This is a genomic window from Pseudomonas fluorescens group sp. PF-1, from assembly GCF_054481335.1.
This window is the reverse complement of record NZ_JBTMNG010000002.1, coordinates 1,437,715-1,457,516: the sequence shown is the minus strand read 5'-3', so window position 1 is coordinate 1,457,516 and position 19,802 is coordinate 1,437,715. Positions and strand designations below refer to the sequence as shown.

The 19,802-nt window shown below is 60.0% G+C and carries 18 protein-coding genes; 7 read left to right on the top strand and 11 right to left on the bottom strand.

The window, feature by feature from the left end; translation table 11 throughout:
• Positions 1 to 4: 4 nt before the first annotated feature.
• Positions 5 to 1,465: a membrane-bound lytic murein transglycosylase MltF gene (gene mltF / locus ACX3YD_RS21335; protein ID WP_047538134.1), complete on the top strand. Its 1,461-nt coding sequence runs from the start codon at positions 5 to 7 to the stop codon at positions 1,463 to 1,465.
• Between the two features lie 61 nt (positions 1,466 to 1,526).
• Here the strand turns inward: mltF and pdxJ are convergent, their stop codons facing one another.
• The 8 genes from pdxJ to lptF all read right to left on the bottom strand — a co-directional run bounded on the left by pdxJ (position 1,527) and on the right by lptF (position 9,951).
• Positions 1,527 to 2,273, bottom strand: a complete 747-nt coding sequence (gene pdxJ / locus ACX3YD_RS21330) for a pyridoxine 5'-phosphate synthase (protein WP_103405808.1) — start codon at positions 2,271 to 2,273, stop codon at positions 1,527 to 1,529.
• Between the two features lie 51 nt (positions 2,274 to 2,324).
• Positions 2,325 to 3,014, bottom strand: a complete 690-nt coding sequence (recO, locus tag ACX3YD_RS21325) for a DNA repair protein RecO (protein ID WP_047538132.1) — start codon at positions 3,012 to 3,014, stop codon at positions 2,325 to 2,327.
• Between the two features lie 164 nt (positions 3,015 to 3,178).
• Positions 3,179 to 4,081 carry a GTPase Era gene (gene era, locus ACX3YD_RS21320; protein ID WP_047538131.1) on the bottom strand — a complete coding sequence of 301 codons (903 nt, stop codon included), beginning with the start codon at positions 4,079 to 4,081 and terminating at the stop codon, positions 3,179 to 3,181.
• The gene (gene rnc / locus ACX3YD_RS21315; protein ID WP_103405809.1) at positions 4,074 to 4,763 is read right to left on the bottom strand and encodes a ribonuclease III; all 690 of its coding nucleotides are present in this window, start codon (positions 4,761 to 4,763) and stop codon (positions 4,074 to 4,076) included. The genes era and rnc overlap by 8 nt, the downstream gene beginning before the upstream one ends.
• A 184-nt stretch (positions 4,764 to 4,947) precedes the next feature.
• On the bottom strand, positions 4,948 to 5,802 hold the full coding sequence (gene lepB, locus ACX3YD_RS21310; protein ID WP_103405810.1) for a signal peptidase I: 855 nt from the start codon (positions 5,800 to 5,802) through the stop codon (positions 4,948 to 4,950).
• A gap of 5 nt (positions 5,803 to 5,807) precedes the next feature.
• Positions 5,808 to 7,607, bottom strand: coding sequence for a translation elongation factor 4 (gene lepA / locus ACX3YD_RS21305; RefSeq protein WP_047538127.1), 1,800 nt, complete (start codon positions 7,605 to 7,607; stop codon positions 5,808 to 5,810).
• A 171-nt stretch (positions 7,608 to 7,778) separates the two neighbouring features.
• Positions 7,779 to 8,840, bottom strand: a complete 1,062-nt coding sequence (gene lptG, locus ACX3YD_RS21300) for an LPS export ABC transporter permease LptG (protein WP_103405811.1) — start codon at positions 8,838 to 8,840, stop codon at positions 7,779 to 7,781.
• Entirely contained in the window at positions 8,833 to 9,951 is a 1,119-nt protein-coding gene (gene lptF, locus ACX3YD_RS21295) for an LPS export ABC transporter permease LptF (protein ID WP_458960921.1), read from the bottom strand. Before lptF ends, lptG begins: the two co-directional genes overlap by 8 nt.
• 416 nt (positions 9,952 to 10,367) lie before the next feature.
• On the opposite strand from lptF, the gene ACX3YD_RS21290 reads away from it, so the two are divergent.
• The 5 genes from ACX3YD_RS21290 to ACX3YD_RS21270 all read left to right on the top strand — a co-directional run bounded on the left by ACX3YD_RS21290 (position 10,368) and on the right by ACX3YD_RS21270 (position 15,132).
• Positions 10,368 to 11,858 carry a leucyl aminopeptidase gene (locus ACX3YD_RS21290; protein ID WP_103405813.1) on the top strand — a complete coding sequence of 497 codons (1,491 nt, stop codon included), beginning with the start codon at positions 10,368 to 10,370 and terminating at the stop codon, positions 11,856 to 11,858.
• A gap of 60 nt (positions 11,859 to 11,918) precedes the next feature.
• Positions 11,919 to 12,347 carry a DNA polymerase III subunit chi gene (locus ACX3YD_RS21285; RefSeq protein ID WP_458960920.1) on the top strand — a complete coding sequence of 143 codons (429 nt, stop codon included), beginning with the start codon at positions 11,919 to 11,921 and terminating at the stop codon, positions 12,345 to 12,347.
• 8 nt (positions 12,348 to 12,355) lie between these two features.
• Positions 12,356 to 12,745: a DNA polymerase III subunit chi gene (locus tag ACX3YD_RS21280; protein ID WP_103405814.1), complete on the top strand. Its 390-nt coding sequence runs from the start codon at positions 12,356 to 12,358 to the stop codon at positions 12,743 to 12,745.
• A 182-nt stretch (positions 12,746 to 12,927) separates the two neighbouring features.
• Positions 12,928 to 14,307, top strand: a complete 1,380-nt coding sequence (gene xseA / locus ACX3YD_RS21275; protein WP_458960919.1) for an exodeoxyribonuclease VII large subunit — start codon at positions 12,928 to 12,930, stop codon at positions 14,305 to 14,307.
• A gap of 3 nt (positions 14,308 to 14,310) precedes the next feature.
• Positions 14,311 to 15,132 carry a peptidoglycan DD-metalloendopeptidase family protein gene (locus ACX3YD_RS21270; RefSeq protein ID WP_458960918.1) on the top strand — a complete coding sequence of 274 codons (822 nt, stop codon included), beginning with the start codon at positions 14,311 to 14,313 and terminating at the stop codon, positions 15,130 to 15,132.
• 44 nt (positions 15,133 to 15,176) lie between these two features.
• On the opposite strand, the gene ACX3YD_RS21265 is transcribed toward ACX3YD_RS21270, so the two are convergent.
• Complete coding sequence (locus tag ACX3YD_RS21265; protein ID WP_047539337.1) at positions 15,177 to 15,533, bottom strand: hypothetical protein; 357 nt, start codon at positions 15,531 to 15,533, stop codon at positions 15,177 to 15,179.
• Positions 15,534 to 15,921: 388 nt separating this feature from the next.
• Here ACX3YD_RS21265 and leuA point away from each other — a divergent pair, with 388 nt between their 5' ends.
• Complete coding sequence (gene leuA / locus ACX3YD_RS21260) at positions 15,922 to 17,601, top strand: 2-isopropylmalate synthase (RefSeq protein ID WP_047538113.1); 1,680 nt, start codon at positions 15,922 to 15,924, stop codon at positions 17,599 to 17,601.
• Between the two features lie 132 nt (positions 17,602 to 17,733).
• Here the strand turns inward: leuA and ACX3YD_RS21255 are convergent, their stop codons facing one another.
• Both ACX3YD_RS21255 and ACX3YD_RS21250 read right to left on the bottom strand, forming a co-directional pair.
• The gene (locus ACX3YD_RS21255) at positions 17,734 to 18,525 is read right to left on the bottom strand and encodes an amidohydrolase (RefSeq protein WP_103405817.1); all 792 of its coding nucleotides are present in this window, start codon (positions 18,523 to 18,525) and stop codon (positions 17,734 to 17,736) included.
• The gene (locus ACX3YD_RS21250) at positions 18,513 to 19,661 is read right to left on the bottom strand and encodes a pyridoxal phosphate-dependent aminotransferase (RefSeq protein ID WP_458960917.1); all 1,149 of its coding nucleotides are present in this window, start codon (positions 19,659 to 19,661) and stop codon (positions 18,513 to 18,515) included. The genes ACX3YD_RS21255 and ACX3YD_RS21250 overlap by 13 nt, the downstream gene beginning before the upstream one ends.
• Positions 19,662 to 19,802: the final 141 nt, after the last annotated feature.

Genomic DNA, 19,802 nt, shown 5'->3' with positions numbered 1-19,802 from the left:
GCAAATGTTTTTCCCAACGGCTTTGCGTCCGCGGTACGCCAAATGGCTGATCGCAACCGGACTCTTCCTGATGCTCAGTGGCTGTGTTGATAAACCCAACACACTGGAGCGCGTAAAGGAGGATGGCGTGCTGCGGGTGATCACCCGAAACAGCCCCGCCACCTACTTCCAGGATCGCAACGGTGAAACCGGCTTCGAATACGAGCTGGTGAAGCGCTTCGCCGACGATCTGGGGGTCGAACTCAAGATCGAGACCGCCGACAACCTCGACGACCTGTTCAACGAGGTGGGCAAACCCAAAGGCCCGGTATTGGCCGCCGCGGGGCTGGTCAGCAGCGAAGCGCGCAAAAAGCAGGTGCGATTTTCCCACTCCTATCTGGAAGTGACCCCACAGATCATCTATCGCAACGGCCAGTCGCGCCCTACCGAAGCGAAAGATCTGGTGGGCAAGAAGATCATGGTGCTCAAGGGCAGCACCCACGCCGAACAGCTGGCGCAGCTGAAAAAGCAATTTCCCGGCATTGAATACGAAGAGTCCGACGCCGTTGAAGTCGTCGACCTGTTGCGCATGGTCGATGAGGGGCAGATCGACCTGACCCTCGTGGACTCCAACGAAGTCGCGATGAACCAGGTCTACTTCACCAATATCCGGGTCGCCTTTGACCTCGGTGACGCCAGCAACCAGAGCTGGGCGGTGGCGGCCGGGGATGACAACAGCCTGCTCAACGAGATCAACGCCTACCTCGACAAGGTCAAGAAGAACGGCACCCTGCAACGCCTCAAAGACCGTTATTACGGGCATGTCGACGTCCTTGGCTATATGGGCGCCACCACCTTCGCCCAACACTTGCAGCAACGTTTGCCCAAGTACGAACAGCACTTCAAGGCCTATGCCAAGAAAGAGAAAGTCGACTGGCGCCTGCTGGCGGCCATCGGCTATCAGGAATCGTTGTGGCAACCGGCCGTCACGTCAAAAACCGGCGTGCGTGGCCTGATGATGCTGACCCAGAACACTGCGCAGGCCATGGGCGTGTCCAATCGCCTCGACCCCAAGCAGAGCATCATGGGCGGCGCCAAGTACCTGGCTTACATGAAGGATCAACTGGACGAGTCGATCCAGGAACCGGATCGCACCTGGTTTGCCCTGGCGGCCTACAACGTCGGCAGCGGCCACCTGGATGACGCCCGCAAACTGGCAAAGCGGGAAGGCCTGAATCCGGACAAGTGGCTGGACGTGAAGAAAATGCTGCCGCGCCTGTCCGAGAAGAAGTGGTACAGCAAAACCCGATACGGCTATGCCCGTGGCGGCGAGCCGGTGCATTTCGTGGCCAACATCCGCCGCTATTACGACATCCTGACCTGGGTCACGCAGCCGCAACTTGAAGGCGATCAAGTGGCCGAGGGCAAGTTGCTCGTGCCGGGGATCGACAAGACCAAGCCAGCTCCGGAACCGGCACCGCTTTAACAGGCCCATCCAACAATTGTGGGAGCGAGCCTGCTCGCTCCCACAGGGTTTTGTGGTGTTCTCAGGCTTTTGCGGCCGCCGCCAGAATCAGCGCCTTCATCTCCGAAACAGCCGACTTGAAGCCAACGAACAAGGCATGGGCCACCAGCGCATGGCCGATGTTCAGCTCGTTGATACCTTTGATTGCCGCAACGGCTTCGACGTTGTGGTAATGCAGGCCATGGCCGGCATTGACGATCAGGCCCTGGGCCAGACCAAACGCCACGCCATCGGCAACCCGCTTGAGTTCTTCAGCCACCTCGGCAGGCGTCTGGGCATCGGCGTAACGCCCGGTGTGCAGCTCGATGGCCGGCGCGCCCACACGACGGGACGCCTCGATCTGACGCTCATCGGCATCGATGAACAGCGACACTTCCGAGCCGATCTTCGACAGGCGCTCCACCGCCGCCTTGATACGGGCTTCTTGCCCCGCCACGTCCAGACCACCTTCCGTCGTCAGCTCCTGACGGGTTTCCGGCACCAGGCAAATGTGCGCCGGGCGAATCCGCTCGGCGAACGCCATCATTTCTTCGGTGACGCCCATCTCGAAGTTCATGCGGGTCTGCAGCACGTCCTTGAGCAGCAACACATCGCGCTCCTGAATGTGACGACGGTCTTCACGCAAGTGCACGGTAATGCCATCGGCGCCCGCCTCTTCCGCATCCAGTGCTGCCTTCACCGGGTCCGGGTAGCGGGTACCCCGAGCCTGACGCAAGGTGGCAACGTGGTCGATATTCACGCCAAGAAGAATGCGGGTGCTGGTGGTCACGGAAGCGCTCCAGAAGAAGAGAAAGTTCGGTGCACAGCATACATGGGGAATTTACGGTTTTCGAAACAACTCTCGGGAAACCAGCGGCCGGCCGCCCAAATGAACGGCCAGCGCCTGCCGCATCAAGCGCTTGGCCGCCGACAAGGCACCCGGCGCGCTCCAGTCAGCATCGGCCATGGCCAGCAATTCCGTGCCATTGAACAGGCCCGGTTGCAACAGATAGACCCGCTCCAGTCCCGCATCCACTTGCAAGCGATAAAGGCCGTCCGGCGCGATGGGGGCGTCGTGGATGTCCGTGATCAGAGAAAAGCCGTAACCGAGGTCATCGAGCAACCGCCATTCGAATGAGCGCAGCAGCGGTTCCAGCGGACGACCTTCAGCCAGGGCCAGCAGGGTGGCGGCGTAATGATCGAATACGGCGGGATGCGGATCTTCGGCGGGCAGCAGGCGAATCAGCAACTCATTGAGATAAAGGCCGCTGAACAGGGCTTCTCCATTGAGCCAGGTGGAAACGCCGGCGCTTTCCATGCGCCCCACGTTTTTGAGCTCGCCACGCCCCCGAAACTCCACTTCCAGTGGCACGAATGGCCGTGCCAGTGTCCCGGCCTTGCCTCGCGCACTGCGCAATACGGCCCGCAACCGACCTTGCGGCGTGAGGAAGTCCACCAGCGCACTGCTTTCGCGGTAGGCGCGGGAGTGGAGGACGTAGGCGGGTTGGCCAATTGGCTGGGTTGCGGACATGGATGTCTCACTGAAGGCATGCCGTTTTGAAATCAACACAAACCAATGTGGGAGCGGGCTTGCCCGCGATGGCGGATTCACCTTCAACATCTCTGCTGAATGTTACATCCTCATCGCGGGCAAGCCCGCTCCCACAGGGTTCTACGGTGTAGTGCAAGCCTGATTTACAGGTCGCCGTAACCCAGCGAACGCAAGGCGCGTTCGTCGTCGGACCAGCCGCCCTTCACCTTGACCCAAAGGTTGAGCATGATCTTGGAGTCGAACAGCAGCTCCATGTCCTTGCGCGCCTCGGTGCCGATACGCTTGATGCGCTCGCCCTTGTCGCCAATGATGATTTTCTTCTGGCCGTCACGCTCGACGAGGATCAACGCATGAATGTGCAGGGTTTTCCCCTGCTGCTTGAACTCTTCGATTTCGACGGTGATCTGGTATGGCAGCTCGGCACCCATCTGGCGCATGATTTTTTCGCGAACCAGTTCAGCGGCAAGGAAACGGCTGCTGCGGTCGGTGATCTGGTCTTCCGGGAAGAAGTGATCGTTTTCCGGCAGATGCCCGGCAATCACCCGTTCCAGTGCGTCAAGGTTGTGCCCGTGCTGGGCCGAGATCGGGATGATCTGCGCGTTCGGCAACTGTTCCTGCAACCAGGACAGGTGCGGCATCAGCTCCGCCTTGTCTTCGATGCGGTCAGTCTTGTTCAGCGCCACGATCAGCGGGCCGGTCACGTATTGCACGCGCTCAAGGACCATCTGGTCTTCTTCGGTCCACTTGGTGCGGTCGACCACGAAAATCACCACGTCGACGTCTTTCAACGCCGCCGATGCGGTCTTGTTCATGTAGCGGTTCAGGGCTTTCTCGCCACCCTTGTGCATGCCAGGGGTGTCGACATAGATGGCCTGCACATCGCCTTCGGTCTTGATACCGAGCATGTTGTGACGGGTGGTTTGCGGCTTGCGCGAGGTGATCGCCAGTTTCTGACCCAGGATGTGGTTCAGCAACGTGGATTTGCCCACGTTCGGACGGCCGACGATGGCAACATAGCCACAGCGCGTTGCGGTTGTATCAGTCATTGCCATTCTCCACACCCAGGGCAATCAGTGCTGCGGCGGCCGCTACCTGTTCGGCAATGCGACGGCTCACACCCTGACCTCGGCTTTTTTCATTCAGTAAGATGATTTCGCATTCGACGAAGAACGTCCGGCAATGCGGCTCACCCTGGATATCCACCACTTCGTAACGCGGCAGCTCGCAACCACGGGACTGCAGAAACTCCTGCAGGCGGGTTTTTGGATCCTTGTTGGTGTCGACCAGTGTCAGGCCTTCGAACTCGCCGGCCAGCCAGGCCAGCACGCGTTCGCGCGCCACTTCCATGCCGGCATCGAGGTAGATTGCACCAATCAGCGCTTCCAGGGCATCGGCCAGAATCGACTCGCGACGGAAACCGCCGCTCTTCAATTCGCCGGAACCCAGGCGCAGGTATTCGCCCAGATCGAAACCACGGGCCAGTACGGCCAGGGTCTCACCTTTCACCAGACGGGCACGCAAACGCGACAACTGGCCTTCGCGGGCCAGCGGGAAGCGATCGAACAATGCCTCGCCAGCCACGAAGTTGAGAATGGCATCACCGAGGAACTCCAGGCGCTCGTTGTTGCGCCCGGCAAAGCTGCGGTGAGTCAGGGCCAGGATCATCAGTTCCTGATCCTTGAAGGTGTAGCCGAGCTGACGCTCGAGACGGCTTAAAGAGACGCTCACGGTTTACCCACGCTGAGTTCGTGGTTGGATTCCACCGCCATCGCCGGGGTTCGGCGCAGGCTTGGGACAATTAACGCTGTGTTCAAAAATAACGTCCTGAATATCGTTGTTTTCATGCTGCCGGCGTCGATTGTGTCGACTCCAGAAATGCATTCGGCGCTGTGTTCAACAGCGCCGTGTTTGATTACTTGATCAGGCCAACCCGCGAGAAATTCGGCAGGTGACTGAGTTTGGGTTCCGGCCAGCTCATCCAGACTGCAAAGGCCTTGCCGACGATATTCTTGTCGGGAACCATGCCCAGCAGATCCTTGGGAATGTTCGGATCATCCCAGTAACGACTGTCGTTCGAATTGTCGCGGTTGTCGCCCATCATGAAATAGTGCCCGGCAGGTACGGTCCAAGAACGGTCCGGCGTAGCCCGGTAGCGACTCATTTCCTTGCGGATCAGGTGCTCGGCGGCGCCGAGTTTTTCCTTGTAGAGCTCGGCGCTCCCCAAGGTGCCCGGCTCGGAGCCGACCAGTTGCTCGGCGATCGATTCACCGTTGACGAACAGGCGCTTGTCAGCGGTGTAACGAACCTGATCACCCGGCAGACCGACTACACGCTTGATGTAGTTGACGTTTGGATCGCTCGGATAGCGGAACACCATCACATCGCCGCGTTGTGGCTCACCGACTTCGATGACTTTCTTGTCGATCACCGGCAAGCGGATCCCGTAGGAAAACTTGCTCACCAGGATGAAATCGCCGACGTCCAGGGTCGGTTTCATCGAGCCGGAAGGGATCTGGAACGGTTCCACCAGGAACGAACGCAGCACCAGCACGATGAACAACACCGGGAAGAACGACTTGCCGTATTCGACCAGCAGCGGTTCTTTGTTCAGCTTCTCGACCACCATCACATCAGGCTGGCTCACGCTGCCCTGATAGGAGGCAATGGCGGCACGCCGACGCGGCGCCAGGAAAAGCAGATCGAGCAACGCCAACAAGCCGCAGACGAATACGGCGATGACCAGCAACAGCGGGAAATTTAGTGACATAGGACCTAACTATCCAACCTGAGCACTGCAAGGAAGGCTTCTTGTGGAATTTCCACGTTACCGACCTGCTTCATGCGTTTTTTACCGGCCTTTTGCTTTTCCAGCAGTTTTTTCTTACGGCTAACGTCACCGCCGTAGCATTTGGCCAATACGTTCTTTCTGAGTGCCTTGACGGTTGTCCGCGCCACAATCTGACCGCCAATGGCGGCCTGGATTGCCACGTCGAACATCTGCCGCGGAATCAGCTCTTTCATCTTCTCGGTCAACTGGCGACCTTTGTAGTGCGCATTGTCCTTGTGCACGATCAGCGCCAGGGCGTCGACCTTGTCGCCGTTGATCAGCACATCCAGTTTCACCAGATTAGCCGATTGGTAACGGTCGAAATGGTAATCCAGCGAAGCATAGCCGCGACTGGTGGACTTCAGGCGGTCGAAGAAGTCCAGGACCACTTCGTTCATCGGCAGATCGTAGGTCACCTGGACCTGGGTACCGAGGAACAGCATGTCATGCTGAATGCCGCGTTTCTCGATGCACAGGGTAATGACGTTGCCCAGGTGCTCCTGCGGCACAAGAATATTGGCCCGCACGATCGGCTCGCGCATGTCTTCGATGGAAGACAGGTCCGGCAGCTTCGACGGGTTATCGACGTAGATCGTTTCGCCGGACTTGAGCAGCAGTTCGAAAATTACCGTCGGCGCGGTGGTGATCAGGTCCAGGTCGTATTCGCGCTCCAGGCGCTCCTGGATGATTTCCATGTGCAGCATGCCGAGGAAACCGCAACGGAAGCCGAAGCCCAGGGCGTCGGAGCTTTCCGGGGTGTATTGCAGCGACGAATCATTCAGCGTGAGCTTTTGCAGCGCCTCGCGGAAGTCTTCGAAATCGTCGGAGCTGACCGGGAACAGACCGGCATACACCTGCGGCTGAATGCGTTTGAAACCTGGCAGCACATCGACGTCCGGCGTCGAGCTCAAGGTCAGGGTGTCACCCACTGGCGCACCGTGAATGTCCTTGATGCCGGCGATGATGAAGCCCACTTCACCGGCTTTCAGGTCAACGGTAGCGGTGTGTTTGGGATTGAAGACACCGACGCTGTCCACCAGGTGGATCTTGCCGGTGGACTTGACCAGAATCTTGTCGCCTTTCTTCACACGGCCATGGCGTACGCGCACCAGGGACACAACGCCCAGGTAGTTGTCGAACCAGGAGTCGATGATCAACGCTTGCAGCGGATCTTCGATGTTGCCGGTTGGCGCCGGAATGGTGGTGACCAGGCGCTCGAGCACTTCATCAACGCCCAGACCGGTCTTGGCACTGCAAGTGACCGCGTCGGTGGCATCGATGCCGATGATTTTTTCGATTTCTTCTTTAACGCGGTCCGGATCGGCCTGTGGCAGGTCGATCTTGTTCAGCACCGGCATCACTTCCAGGCCCTGCTCGATCGCCGTGTAGCAGTTGGCTACCGACTGCGCCTCGACACCCTGACCGGCATCGACCACCAGCAACGCGCCTTCACAGGCCGCCAGCGAGCGGCTGACTTCGTAGGTGAAGTCAACGTGGCCAGGGGTATCAATGAAGTTCAACTGATAGGTGATGCCATCACGGGCCTTGTAATACAGGGTAACGCTATGCGCCTTGATGGTGATGCCGCGTTCACGCTCAAGGTCCATGGAGTCGAGGACCTGGGCTTCCATTTCACGCTCGGCCAGGCCGCCGCACATCTGGATGAAGCGATCGGCCAGCGTCGACTTGCCATGGTCAATGTGGGCGATGATGGAGAAATTGCGGATATGACTCAAATCACTCACGGATCAACACTCAAAAAGGCTGCAGGCATAGCCCGCCGAAAAATAGCCGGGAATTGTACCTGATCCACGGCGCTAGCGTCACGTTCGCAGGTCAGACGGCCAGTACAAAAACGCCCCGGTCTTGCGACAGGGGCGTTTTTTATGACCAAAGAAGCCGGGAACGCCCCGCCATCAACCGGCGCGACGCAACAACCACAGCCCGGCCAGGGCGCAGATGCCGGCTGGCACCAGCACCGCAAACAGCGGCGAGAAACCGAACACCAGGCTCGAAGGGCCCAGCAAATCCTGGGCAATGCGGAAAGTGAAGCCCACCAGCACGCCGGTAAACACCCGCTGACCCAGGGTCACCGAACGCAACGGGCCGAAAATGAAGGAAATCGCCATCAGCACCAGGGCAGCAGTGACCAACGGCTGCAACACCTTGACCCAAAATGCCAGCCAGTAACGACCATTGTTCAAGCCCTGGTCCGCCAGATAGTGGATATACCCCCACAGACCGCTGATCGACAACGACTCGGGTGTCATCACCACGGTATTGAGCAATTGCGGGCTCAATGCCACGTCCCAGCGCTCCACAGGGGCAGTCACCACCTCAGAGCTTTTATCGTGGAACAGCGTGGTGGTGATATCGGTCAGTTGCCAGTGCTCCTTGTCGAAGTCTGCGCGCTTGGCGAAGCTGGCCGACAACATGTGCCGCTCGGCGTCAAAGCGATAACGGGTCACACCGTACAAAATGCCATTGGGCTGAACGGAGTTGATGTGGATGAATTCATCGCCCTGACGGTGCCACATGCCGTGCTTGGCACTTTGCGCGTCGCCACTGCCCTGGGCCAGCGAACGATTGGCTTGCGCGATATTTTCACTGGCGGGGGCGACATACTCGCCGATCAGCACGCCGGCAAGCATCAGCACCAACATGGGCTTCATGACCGCCCAGACGATTCGGCCGATCGACACGCCGGCCGCGCGCATGATGGTCAACTCGCTGTTGCTGGCCAGGCTGCCGAGGCCGATCAGGCAACCGATCAGCGCCGCCATCGGCAACATTTCGTAAAGACGGCGCGGTGCAGTCAGCAGCACATAACTCGCGACATCGGCCAGGGTGTAGGTATCGCTGATTTCGCCCATTTCATCGATGAACGCAAACAACGTTGCCAGCCCCAGGATGATTCCCAGCACAGCCAGGATCGCAATGAGCACGCTGCTACCAATGTAGCGGTCGAGCTTAACCACGGGCCACCTCCAGCACGCTGCGGCGACTCGCCATCTTCAAGCGCAGGGGTTCCCAGTAAAGCAGGCCCAGGCCGATGATCAGGAAGATGGCATGCACCCACCACAAGCCCAACGCCACCGGGATCTTGCCCTTGTCGAGGGCGCCGCGTGCGGCAATCAGCAGGGTCAGGTAAGCCATATAAAGAAGAATCGCCGGCAACAGTTTGAGGAAGCGCCCCTGGCGCGGATTGACTCGCGACAGCGGCACCGCCATCAGGGTCACGATGAAGACCAGCAAGGGCAAGGACAGACGCCACTCAAGCTCGGCGCGCATACGCAAGTCATCGCTATGGATCAAGACACTGGTGCTCAGCGCATCACGGTCGGTGACTTCGTCGCTGACATCCGGCTTGGGCAGCAATACACCGTACTCGTCGTACTTGATCGCACGATAGTCGGCCTGCCCCGGATTACCGTCGTAACGGTAGCCATTGTCGAGGATCAGGTAGCGATTGCCATCAGGCTTGATTTCCTGCCGGCCCTTTTCAGCCACCAGGACGGAAATCCCGCGATCTTTCCTGTCGGATGAGGCGTTCTTTTGCGAAATGAATACGCCGCCAAGGTTGATCCGATCTGCCGACAACTGCTCGGTGTAAGTCACTCGCGTACCGTCGCGCAACGCCTGGAAGCGCCCCGGCTCCAGGGTATCGAACTCGGTCAGGGCATCTTGCTTGTTCAGCAGCAGCTGGAACTGATTGGCACCTTGTGGCGCCAGGCTCAGGCTCAGCCACGCCACGATCAGCGCCACCAGCGTGGCCGGAAAAAGGGTCATGACAAACAGACGCTGCTGGCTCATGCCGGTCGCCGAAAGCACGGTCATCTCGCTTTCCAGATACAGCCGGCCATACGCCAGCAGAATCCCCAGGAACAGTCCCAAGGGCAGGATCAGCTGCAGGAATCCCGGCAGGCGGAAGCCCATGATCAGAAACAGTGAACCCGGATCCAGAAGGCCCGAAGCGGCCTGGGCGAGGTATTTGATGAAGCGTCCACTCATGATGATGACCAGCAGCACGGCGCTGACGGCGCTCAAGGTCAACAAGACTTCGCGGGATAGGTAACGGAAGACGATCAAACCAGACACTCCAGGATTGTCAGGCGAAGGCAGCCAAACAAACAAACAAACAAACATATCAGGCAACCCGCAGGGCAGAGCCGCCGAAAAAAGATGGCGCATTATCCTGTGATTGGGTGCGCCTGTCACTGCGCAATGCATGGAAGCGCCTGTAGGACCGAGCGCACTCGCGAAGGGCGACGTCCATATCTCACGAAGCCTGAAACCCCGCCGCGGCCTCAAGTTCTTCGCGAGCAGGCTCGCTCCGACAATCGTACAACCGAGGGTTGTCAGGCGCCGCTAGCGAGGTTCAAACTGCGGCCTTCGTCGCCGGTCGGTACTGGCGCCTTTCTATTACTTTCTATTTAGATGCAGGCAGGCGACGCACATTCGGTGTCGAGCGCTTGCGAGTTGACCATCAATTCAGGGACCCGGACATGGAACTGGTTGTAAAGAGCGTTAACCCGGAAACGTTGAAAACCGCCACGTTGGTGGTCGCCGTCGGTGAAGGCCGCAAACTCGGCGTCGCCGCCAAACAACTCGACGAACTCAGCGGCGGTGCGATCAGCGCCGTGCTCAAGCGTGGCGACCTGGCCGGCAAGGTCGGGCAGAGCCTGCTGCTGCACAGCCTGCCCAACCTCAAGGCCGAGCGCGTGCTGCTGGTGGGCGTGGGTAAAGATGAAGAACTGGGCGACCGCCCGTTCCGCAAAATCATCGCCGGCGTACTCAATACCCTCAAAGGCCTGGCCGGCAGTGATGCGGTCCTGGCCCTGGACGAAATCGTGGTCAAGGGCCGCGACAGCTACGGCAAGACCCGCCTGCTGGCCGAAACCCTGGTGGACGGTGAATACCAGTTCGATCAGTTCAAGAGCCAGAAAGCCGAACCACGCGCCCTGAAGAAAGTCACCCTGCTGACCATCAAGGCCGCCCAGGCTGAAGTGCAACGCGCCGTGACCCACGCCACCGCCATTGCCAACGGCATGGCCTTCACTCGCGACCTGGGCAACTTGCCGCCAAACATCTGCCACCCGACGTTCCTCGGTGAGCAAGCGAAAAACCTCGGCAAAGAGTTCAAGGACCTGAAAGTCGAAGTCTTCGACGAGAAGAAGATCAAGGCACTGGGCATGGGCTCGTTCTATGCCGTTGGCCAGGGCAGCGCCCAACCGCCGCGCCTGATCGTCATGCAATACAACGGCGGCAAGAAATCCGAGAAGCCCTACGCCCTGGTCGGCAAAGGCATCACCTTCGACACTGGCGGTATCAGCCTCAAGCCAGGCGCCGGCATGGACGAAATGAAATATGACATGGGCGGCTCTGCCAGCGTGTTCGGCACCCTGCGTGCCGTGCTCGAGCTGAAATTGCCAATCAACCTGGTGTGCATCCTGGCATGCGCCGAGAACATGCCGAGCGGCAACGCTTCTCGCCCGGGCGACATCGTCACCACCATGAGCGGCCAGACCGTGGAAATCCTCAACACCGACGCCGAAGGCCGTCTGGTGCTGTGCGACGCACTGACCTACTCCGAGCGCTTCAAGCCGCAAGCCGTCATCGACATCGCCACCCTGACCGGTGCCTGCGTGGTTGCCCTGGGCGCCCATACCTCGGGCCTGCTGGGCAACAACGATGAACTGATCGGCCAACTGCTCAGCGCCGGCAAGGCGGCCGACGACCGCGCCTGGCAATTGCCGTTGTTCGATGAGTACCAGGAGCAACTCGACAGCCCGTTCGCCGACATCGCCAACATCGGCGGCCCGAAAGCCGGCACCATCACCGCTGCCTGCTTCCTGTCGCGCTTCACCAAGAACCTGAACTGGGCGCACCTGGACATCGCCGGCACTGCCTGGACCAGCGGCGGCAAGGACAAGGGCGCCACTGGCCGTCCGGTTCCCCTGTTGACCCAATACCTGCTGGACCGCGCCAAAGCCTGAAACCGATGAACCTGGGCGGCGTCGCTTTCGGGCGGCGCCGCTCAAGGCTCAGGAACCGCAATGACCAAAGTCGACTTCTATATCCTGCCCAGCGCCGATCCTTCGGCACGCCTGGATTTCGCCTGCAAGCTCACTGAAAAAGCCTGGCGCATGGGGCACCGCATTTACCTGCATTGCAGCGACGCCTCCCAACGCGAGGATCTCGACGCACGCTTATGGGCGTTCAAAGGCGAAAGTTTCGTGCCCCACGGCCCTGCCGAAAGCGAACCGGACAGCCAGATCGTCCTGGGGCTTGGCGATGATTGCGGCCAGCACCAGGATCTGTTGGTCAATCTCGACCTGAAAGTGCCGGCCTTTGCCCAGCGCTTTGCCCGCGTGGCAGAAGTGGTGGTGGAAGACCCGGTGATACGCCAGGCCGCGCGGGAGAGTTTCCGTTTCTACCGCGAACAGGGCTATCCTCTGCAAGATCACCGTTTACAGCGACTCTGAGCATTCCGATGGACACTCCAAAACCGCTGCAAAAGTCCGTGCACCTGCTGGACGACCTTGAGTCGATCCGCCAACTGCTCGGCGATGACAACCTGCAACCACCGCTGCTGACCGACACGGTCGATGAAGGTGAACAGGAACAGATTCCGATGCTGTTCGACACTGTCAGCGCCCCCGCGCCGACCGTCGAACCGAAAGCGCCCGCCCCAGCCGCCGAGCCGGCACCGAGCGCCAGCAAGGGCGCCGACGCCCTGCTGTACCTCGACAGCGAACTGCGCGCCGCCGCGCAATTGATCATGCAGGACGTGATCGACGACTTCGCGCCGCACATCGAAACCGAAATCAAACGCCGCTTGAATGCGCGGATGGAGCGATTGCTGAGCCAGTACAACGATTGAACAACCTGCGCCAAGCGCGCCTGTGTGGGAGCGTGCCTGCTCGCGATGGCGTCTTGATTTTCACCGACGATATCGCCTGCCGGACTGCTTTCGCGAGCCAGCTCACGCCACAAACAGCCTCCAACAACTGATTTGTGCGGGGTCATAGAGATTGGTCACCGAATGCCTTTATCATGCGCCCCATGATTAAAGATCCCTTTGCAAGACTTGGCCTGGACCGTGAAGTCCTGACCGTCAGCCAGCTCAACGGCCGTGCACGGGTGTTGCTCGAAGACGTGTTCAGCAACATCTGGGTCGAAGGCGAAATCTCCAACCTGGCCCGCCCGGCATCCGGCCACGTGTACTTCACACTCAAGGACAGCGGCGCCCAGGTGCGTTGCGCACTGTTCCGGCAGAACGCTGCGCGAGTGCGACAAGCATTGAAAGACGGCCTGGCGGTCAAGGTACGCGGCAAGGTCTCGCTGTTCGAGGGGCGCGGGGACTACCAACTGATCCTCGACACCGTGGAACCTGCGGGCGATGGCGCGTTGCGGCTGGCCTTCGATGCACTGAAGGAAAAACTCAACGCCGAAGGCCTGTTCAGCGCCGAGCGCAAGGTACCGCTACCGGCCCATCCACAACGGATCGGCATCATCAGTTCACCCACCGGCGCGGTGATCCGCGACATCATCAGCGTGTTCCGCCGTCGCGCACCTCAGATACAACTGACGCTGATCCCGACGGCCGTTCAGGGCCGCGAAGCCACCGCGCAAATTGTTCGCGCGCTGAAACTGGCCGATGCCCGCGGCTTCGACGCCTTGATCCTGGCCCGAGGTGGCGGCTCGCTGGAAGACCTCTGGTGCTTCAACGAAGAAGCAGTGGCCCGCGCGGTGGATGCCTGCGTAACGCCGATCGTCAGCGCCGTCGGCCATGAAACCGATGTGTCGATCAGTGACTTCGTCGCCGACGTTCGCGCCCCGACCCCATCCGCCGCCGCTGAATTGCTCGCACCGGACTCCAGCGATCTGGTCCGCCGGGTCGAAAGCCTGCACCGACGGTTGGTGATGCGCATGCGCGACCGTTTGATGCGCGACCGCCTGCGTCTGGAAGGCATCTCCCGGCGACTGCGCCATCCGGGTGAGCGCCTGCGCCAGCAAGCGCAACGCCTGGATGATCTGGACATGCGCATGCGCCGCGCCTTTGAACGCAGCCTCAACACTCGCCGTGAACGGCTGATCCGCCTGGAAACCCGCCTGGCCGGGCAACATCCCGGTCGGCAACTGGCGTTGTTGCGCCAGCGCCTCGACAGTCTCGCCGAACGCCTGCCCCGCGCCATCCGCGAGGGGCTGAAAAACCGTCGCCTGCAGTTGCAAAGCCAAATGCAGACACTGCATGTGGTCAGCCCCCTGGCGACGCTGGGCCGCGGTTACAGCATTTTGCTCGACGAGCGCGGCAACGCGATTCGCAACGCCGCGCAAACCCATAACGGTCAACGTCTGAAAGCCAAACTGGGCGAAGGCGAACTGCAAGTGCGGGTTGAAGACAATCACCTGACGCCTGTCACCCTTTCATTACTGGATTGATCCATGCCGCGCCTTTTAGCTTCTTTGCTATTGCTGTGCCTGACCCTGAACGCCCACGCCGACAGCTATATCACCCGCCTGTTGAACAAACCGGTGCCGGGCGGCGTCGCGGTGGTGGATCTGGGCACCCCAGCGCAAGCGCCGAAAGCCAGCTATCAGGGCAAACCGGTACTGGTGGTCAAGGAGCAGAACAATTGGCTGGCCATCGTCGGCGTACCGCTGACTGTTAAACCGGGCGCCCAGTCCATCAGCAGCGGCGGCCGTACGCTGAGCTTCACCGTGGGCCAGAAAAAATACCCGGAACAACGCATCACCTTGAAGAACACGCAGCAGGTCAACCCTGACCCGGAGAATCTCAAGCGCATAGAACGCGAGCTGGCAGAGCAGATTGCCGCCTATCGCACGTTCAGCCCGAATACCCCCAGCAACCTGCTGTTGGACAAACCGGTCAACGGGCCGCTGTCGAGCAAGTTCGGGGTGCGCCGGTTCTTCAACGGTGAAGAGCGCAATCCCCACGCAGGCCTGGACTTCGCAGTGCCAGCCGGCACACCGATCAAGACCCCGGCCGCTGGCAAGGTGATTCTGATCGGCAATTACTTCTTCAACGGCAACACCGTGTTTGTCGACCATGGCCAAGGCTTCATCAGCATGTTCTGCCACATGTCGAAAATCGACGTGAAGGTCGGTCAGCCATTGGCGCGTGGTGATGTGGTCGGCAAGGTCGGCTCGACCGGTCGGGCGACCGGGCCGCATATGCACTGGAACGTCAGCCTGAACGACGCGCGGGTAGATCCGGCGATTTTCATCGGGGCGTTTCAGCCTTAAGTCTGCGGTTGGTCCGCTCGCGATGAGGGCATCACCGGCGCCGCTTACTCAGCGTCCAGGTCCTCTATCCCGTGGGCTTCCCGGTCGGCCAGGCAGTGCTTGATCCATTCCCGGGTTTCCTCCGAGAACCCGGTCAGCTCTTCAGCCGTGACCAGCTCACGGGCGCATAGCCCGAGCAAGTGAGAACGCGCTTCATGCCGCGAAAACCTGAACACCCCAAACGCCCAGTACAACTCCTTTTGACCGGCCTGGAGCAATTCCTCGCTCGCCTCAATCCGCTCATAAGGTGAGAGGTTTTTATCCAGCACTGTCTTTTCGACATCCGCCATGATCCGCACACACATCCGCTCATGGGCGACCGGACGCAGCACGCAATAGAGCTTCCAATCGGACTCGTTCATCGCCGACTCCTGCTTGTCAGTCGAGGCCATAAGCATAGCTGCACGGGCACGGCCCGATGCCAAAATCCTCGATTGCGCATCACTCAAACCCTGCGCAAGCAACTGAACAAACAGCACCATTCAGCACAATAAAATCTCGATAAATACATAGACACGAGTATTCCTCTCAATTTTTTTCGACTGCTTGCCATCTTTCTCCCCCGCGGTTAGGGTTGAAGGCATGAAAACTCCTCACACCCTCATTCAGCTTCGCCAGCACCGCAGCCTGTGCCTTGTCAGTGCACGACTGCCGGGCTGATCGCGGTGCCTCGTCTCACGCCTTACCCCAAAAATATTTGATCCACCGGCTGGCCGCCTTTTTTCGGCCCACACAATAAGGATTACTCCGATGAGCATGCTCAAAGACCCGTCTTCGAAATACCGCGCGTTCCCGACCATCGACATCCCGGACCGTACCTGGCCGTCGAAAACCATCACTGCCGCGCCGATCTGGTGCAGTTCCGACCTGCGTGACGGCAACCAGTCGCTGATCGAGCCGATGGACGCCGTCAAGAAGCTGCGCTTCTGGAAAACCCTGGTGCAGGTGGGCGTGAAAGAAATCGAAGCATCGTTCCCGGCCGCTTCGCAAACCGACTTCGACTTCGTGCGCACCCTGATCGAAGGCAACCACATCCCGGACGACACCACCATCCAGGTGCTGACCCAGGGCCGTGAAGACCTGATCGAGCGTACCTTCGAATCCCTGCGCGGGGCGAAGAAAGCCATCGTTCACCTGTACAACGCGACCTCCCCTTCCTTCCGCCGGATTGTCTTCAATCAGGACAAGGACGGCGTCAAGGCCATCGCCGTGAACGCCGCCAAGCTGTTCGTCAAATACGCGGCCATGCAGCCGGACACCGAGTGGACCTTCGAATACTCGCCGGAAACCTTCAGCGCCACCGAACTGGAGTTCGCCAAGGAAGTCTGCGACGCGGTGATCGAAGTCTGGAACCCGACGCCCGAGCACAAGATGATCCTCAATCTGCCGGCCACCGTGGAATGCGCGACCCCGAACATCTATGCCGACCAGATCGAATGGTTCGGCCGTCACATCAACCGTCGTGACAGCGTGATCATCAGCCTGCACACCCACAACGACCGTGGCACCGGCGTGGCCGCCACCGAACTGGGCCTGATGGCCGGCGCCGACCGCGTCGAAGGCTGCCTGTTCGGCAACGGCGAGCGCACCGGTAACGTTGACCTGGTGACCGTCGCCCTGAACATGTACACCCAGGGTCTCGACCCTCAACTGGACTTCTCCGACATCGACGGCGTGCGCAAAGTCGTCGAAGAATGCAACCAGATCCAGGTGCACCCGCGTCACCCGTACGTCGGCGACCTGGTCCACACGGCGTTCTCCGGCTCCCACCAGGATGCCATCCGCAAGGGCTTCGCCCAGCAGAAACCGGACGCCCTGTGGGAAGTACCGTACTTGCCGATCGACCCGGCCGACATCGGCCGCAGCTACGAAGCGGTCATCCGCGTCAACAGCCAGTCGGGCAAGGGCGGTATCGCCTACCTGCTGGAACAGGAATACGGCATCAGCCTGCCGCGTCGCATGCAGATCGAGTTCAGCCAGGTCGTGCAGCGTGAGACCGATCGCCTGGGCCTCGAAATGACGGCCCAACAGATCCACGCCCTGCTGCACAGCGAGTACTTGCAAGCCAATACCCCGTACGCGCTGGTCAGCCATCGCCTGCAGGAAGAAAACGGCCACAGCGCCGTCGAAGTGGAAGTCGCCAGCCAAGGCCAGGGCGAAACCAACCTGCATTGGCGCGGCAAGGGCAATGGTGCCCTGGAAGCCCTGGTGGCCGGTTTGCCAGTCCCCGTGGAAATCATGGACTACAACGAGCACGCCATCGGCGCGGGCACCAATGCCAAGGCAGCGGCCTACATTGAACTGCGGGTGAATGGCGAGCGTGCGGTGCATGGCGTCGGCATCGACGAAAACATCACCACCGCCAGCTTCAAGGCCCTGTTCAGCGCGCTGAACCGCTCCCTGAGCCAGCCGGAAGCGAAAGCGGCGTAAGCCTACGCTGTCATGCAAAAGGCCCCGGGGTGCGAACCTCGGGGCCTTTTTTTTACCTGCTGGTTTTGTGCTGTCTGAACCGGTCCCTTCGCGGGCAAGCCCGCGAAGGGGCCAGGTCAGGCGACGACGAACTCAGGTGAACTCGAAAGTATCGGCATCCAGATTCGCCGGAAACCGCGTGCGATACGCCGCCAGTTCCGCCGCATCGAGTACCACCTTGAACACCCCGTCAGCCTCACCGGCACTGAGCAGTGTCTCACCCTGGAAATCCAGCACCTGGCTGTCACCGGTATACGCGAAGCCTTTGCCGTCCGTACCGACACGATTCACCGCCGCCACGTAGCACAGGTTTTCGATGGCCCGCGCCGGCAGCAAGCGGTTCCAGTGCTGGCGTCGTGCACCCGGCCAGTTGGCGGTGTATAGCAACAAGTCAGTGTCCTGGGCATCGCGACTCCACACCGGGAAGCGCAGGTCGTAGCAAATCAACGGCCGCACGCGCCAGCCCTTGAGTTCGAACTGCACCTGACGCTCGCCGGGGGTGTAGTGGTGATGTTCACCCGCCATGCGGAACAGATGGCGCTTGTCATAGTGCAACACCTCACCGTCCGGCCGCGCCCACAACAGGCGATTGCGATGGCTGCCATCGGCCGCCTGAATGATGACGCTGCCCGTGATCACCGCGTCGAACTTCGCCGCCTGAACCCGCAGCCATTTGCTGGTAGGGCCGTTTTCCGCTTCAGCGAGGGTCTCGGATTCCATCGAGAACCCGGTGGTGAACATCTCTGGCAGGATAATAAGGTCTGCACCCTGGGCCTGTTCCAGCAGCGATTCGAAATGCTCCAGGTTGGCCTTGCGGTCATGCCAGGCCAGGGAAGTCTGGATCAGTGCGATGTTCAGATTCGCAAGCACACTCAGATCACGCATAGTTTTTCCGCTGCTTCACGCAGGGTCTCCTCACGTTTGGCAAAGCACAGTCGCACCAGGCGCTGGCCTTCGGGTGGCGTCTGGTAGAACACCGAGATCGGAATACTTGCCACACCATGTTCGCGGGTCATCCACAAGGCCATTTCGACGTCATTGAGGTCCGGACGGATCTGCGAGTAATCGACCAGCTGAAAATAAGTGCCGGTCACCCGGGTGAAACTGAAACGCGACGGTGCGAGCAAATCGCAGAACAGATCACGCTTGGCCTGATAGAAACCCGGCAGCTCTTCGATGTGCTCCGGATGCTCGGCCATGTAATCGGCCAAGGCGTATTGCAGTGGCGTAACACCGCAGAAACTGACGTACTGATGCACCTTGCGCAGCTCTGCAGTCAGGGCCGGCGGCGCGACGACATAACCGGTTTTCCAGCCGGTGACGTGATAAGTCTTGCCGAATGAGCTGACCACGAATGCACGCTGATACAGCTCTTCATGGGCCAGCACGCTGACGTGTGGCACGCTGTCGTACACAAGGTGTTCGTAGACCTCATCGCTGACGAGGTAGATGTCGCGATCACGGATCAACGCCGCCAACTGATCCAGCTCGGCGCGGCTGATCAAGGCACCGCTGGGGTTGTGCGGGGTATTGAGAATGATCATTCGCGTACGCGGGCTCAGCGCAGCGGCGAGCTTGTCGAAGTCGATGCTGAAATCGTCCAGCCTCAGCTGTACGTGAACACAACGACCACCCGCCAACTCAACCGAAGGCTCGTAACTGTCATAAGCCGGATCGAACACGATGACTTCGTCACCGTTGTGGATAACGGCCTGGATGGCGCAGAAAATCGCCTGGGTCGCGCCGGGAGTGACGGTCACTTCGTTGTCGGCATCGATGTTGACGCCATAGCTACGGGCGATCTTGGCCGCGATCTGCTGACGTAGCGCAGGCAAACCGGTCATCGGCGAATACTGGTTGTGGCCATTGGCAATATGCCGGCCAACCGCGTCGCAAAGGGCTTGCGGGGCATCGAAATCGGGAAAACCCTGGGACAGGTTGATCGCCCCGGTCTGCGCCGCGAGCTGAGACATCTGAGTGAAAATAGTGATGCCGACATTCGGCAGCTTACTGGTGATCATCGGTGGGCCCCTGCAGGTGAGCTGCAAGTTTCAAGCGACAAGCCGCAAGCGGTCAAGCCTCAAACCATCAGGCACAAAAAAGGGCCCTTAACAGGCCCCTTTTTGGTTTTGACTTGAAGCTTGCAGCGTGTAACTCAGGGC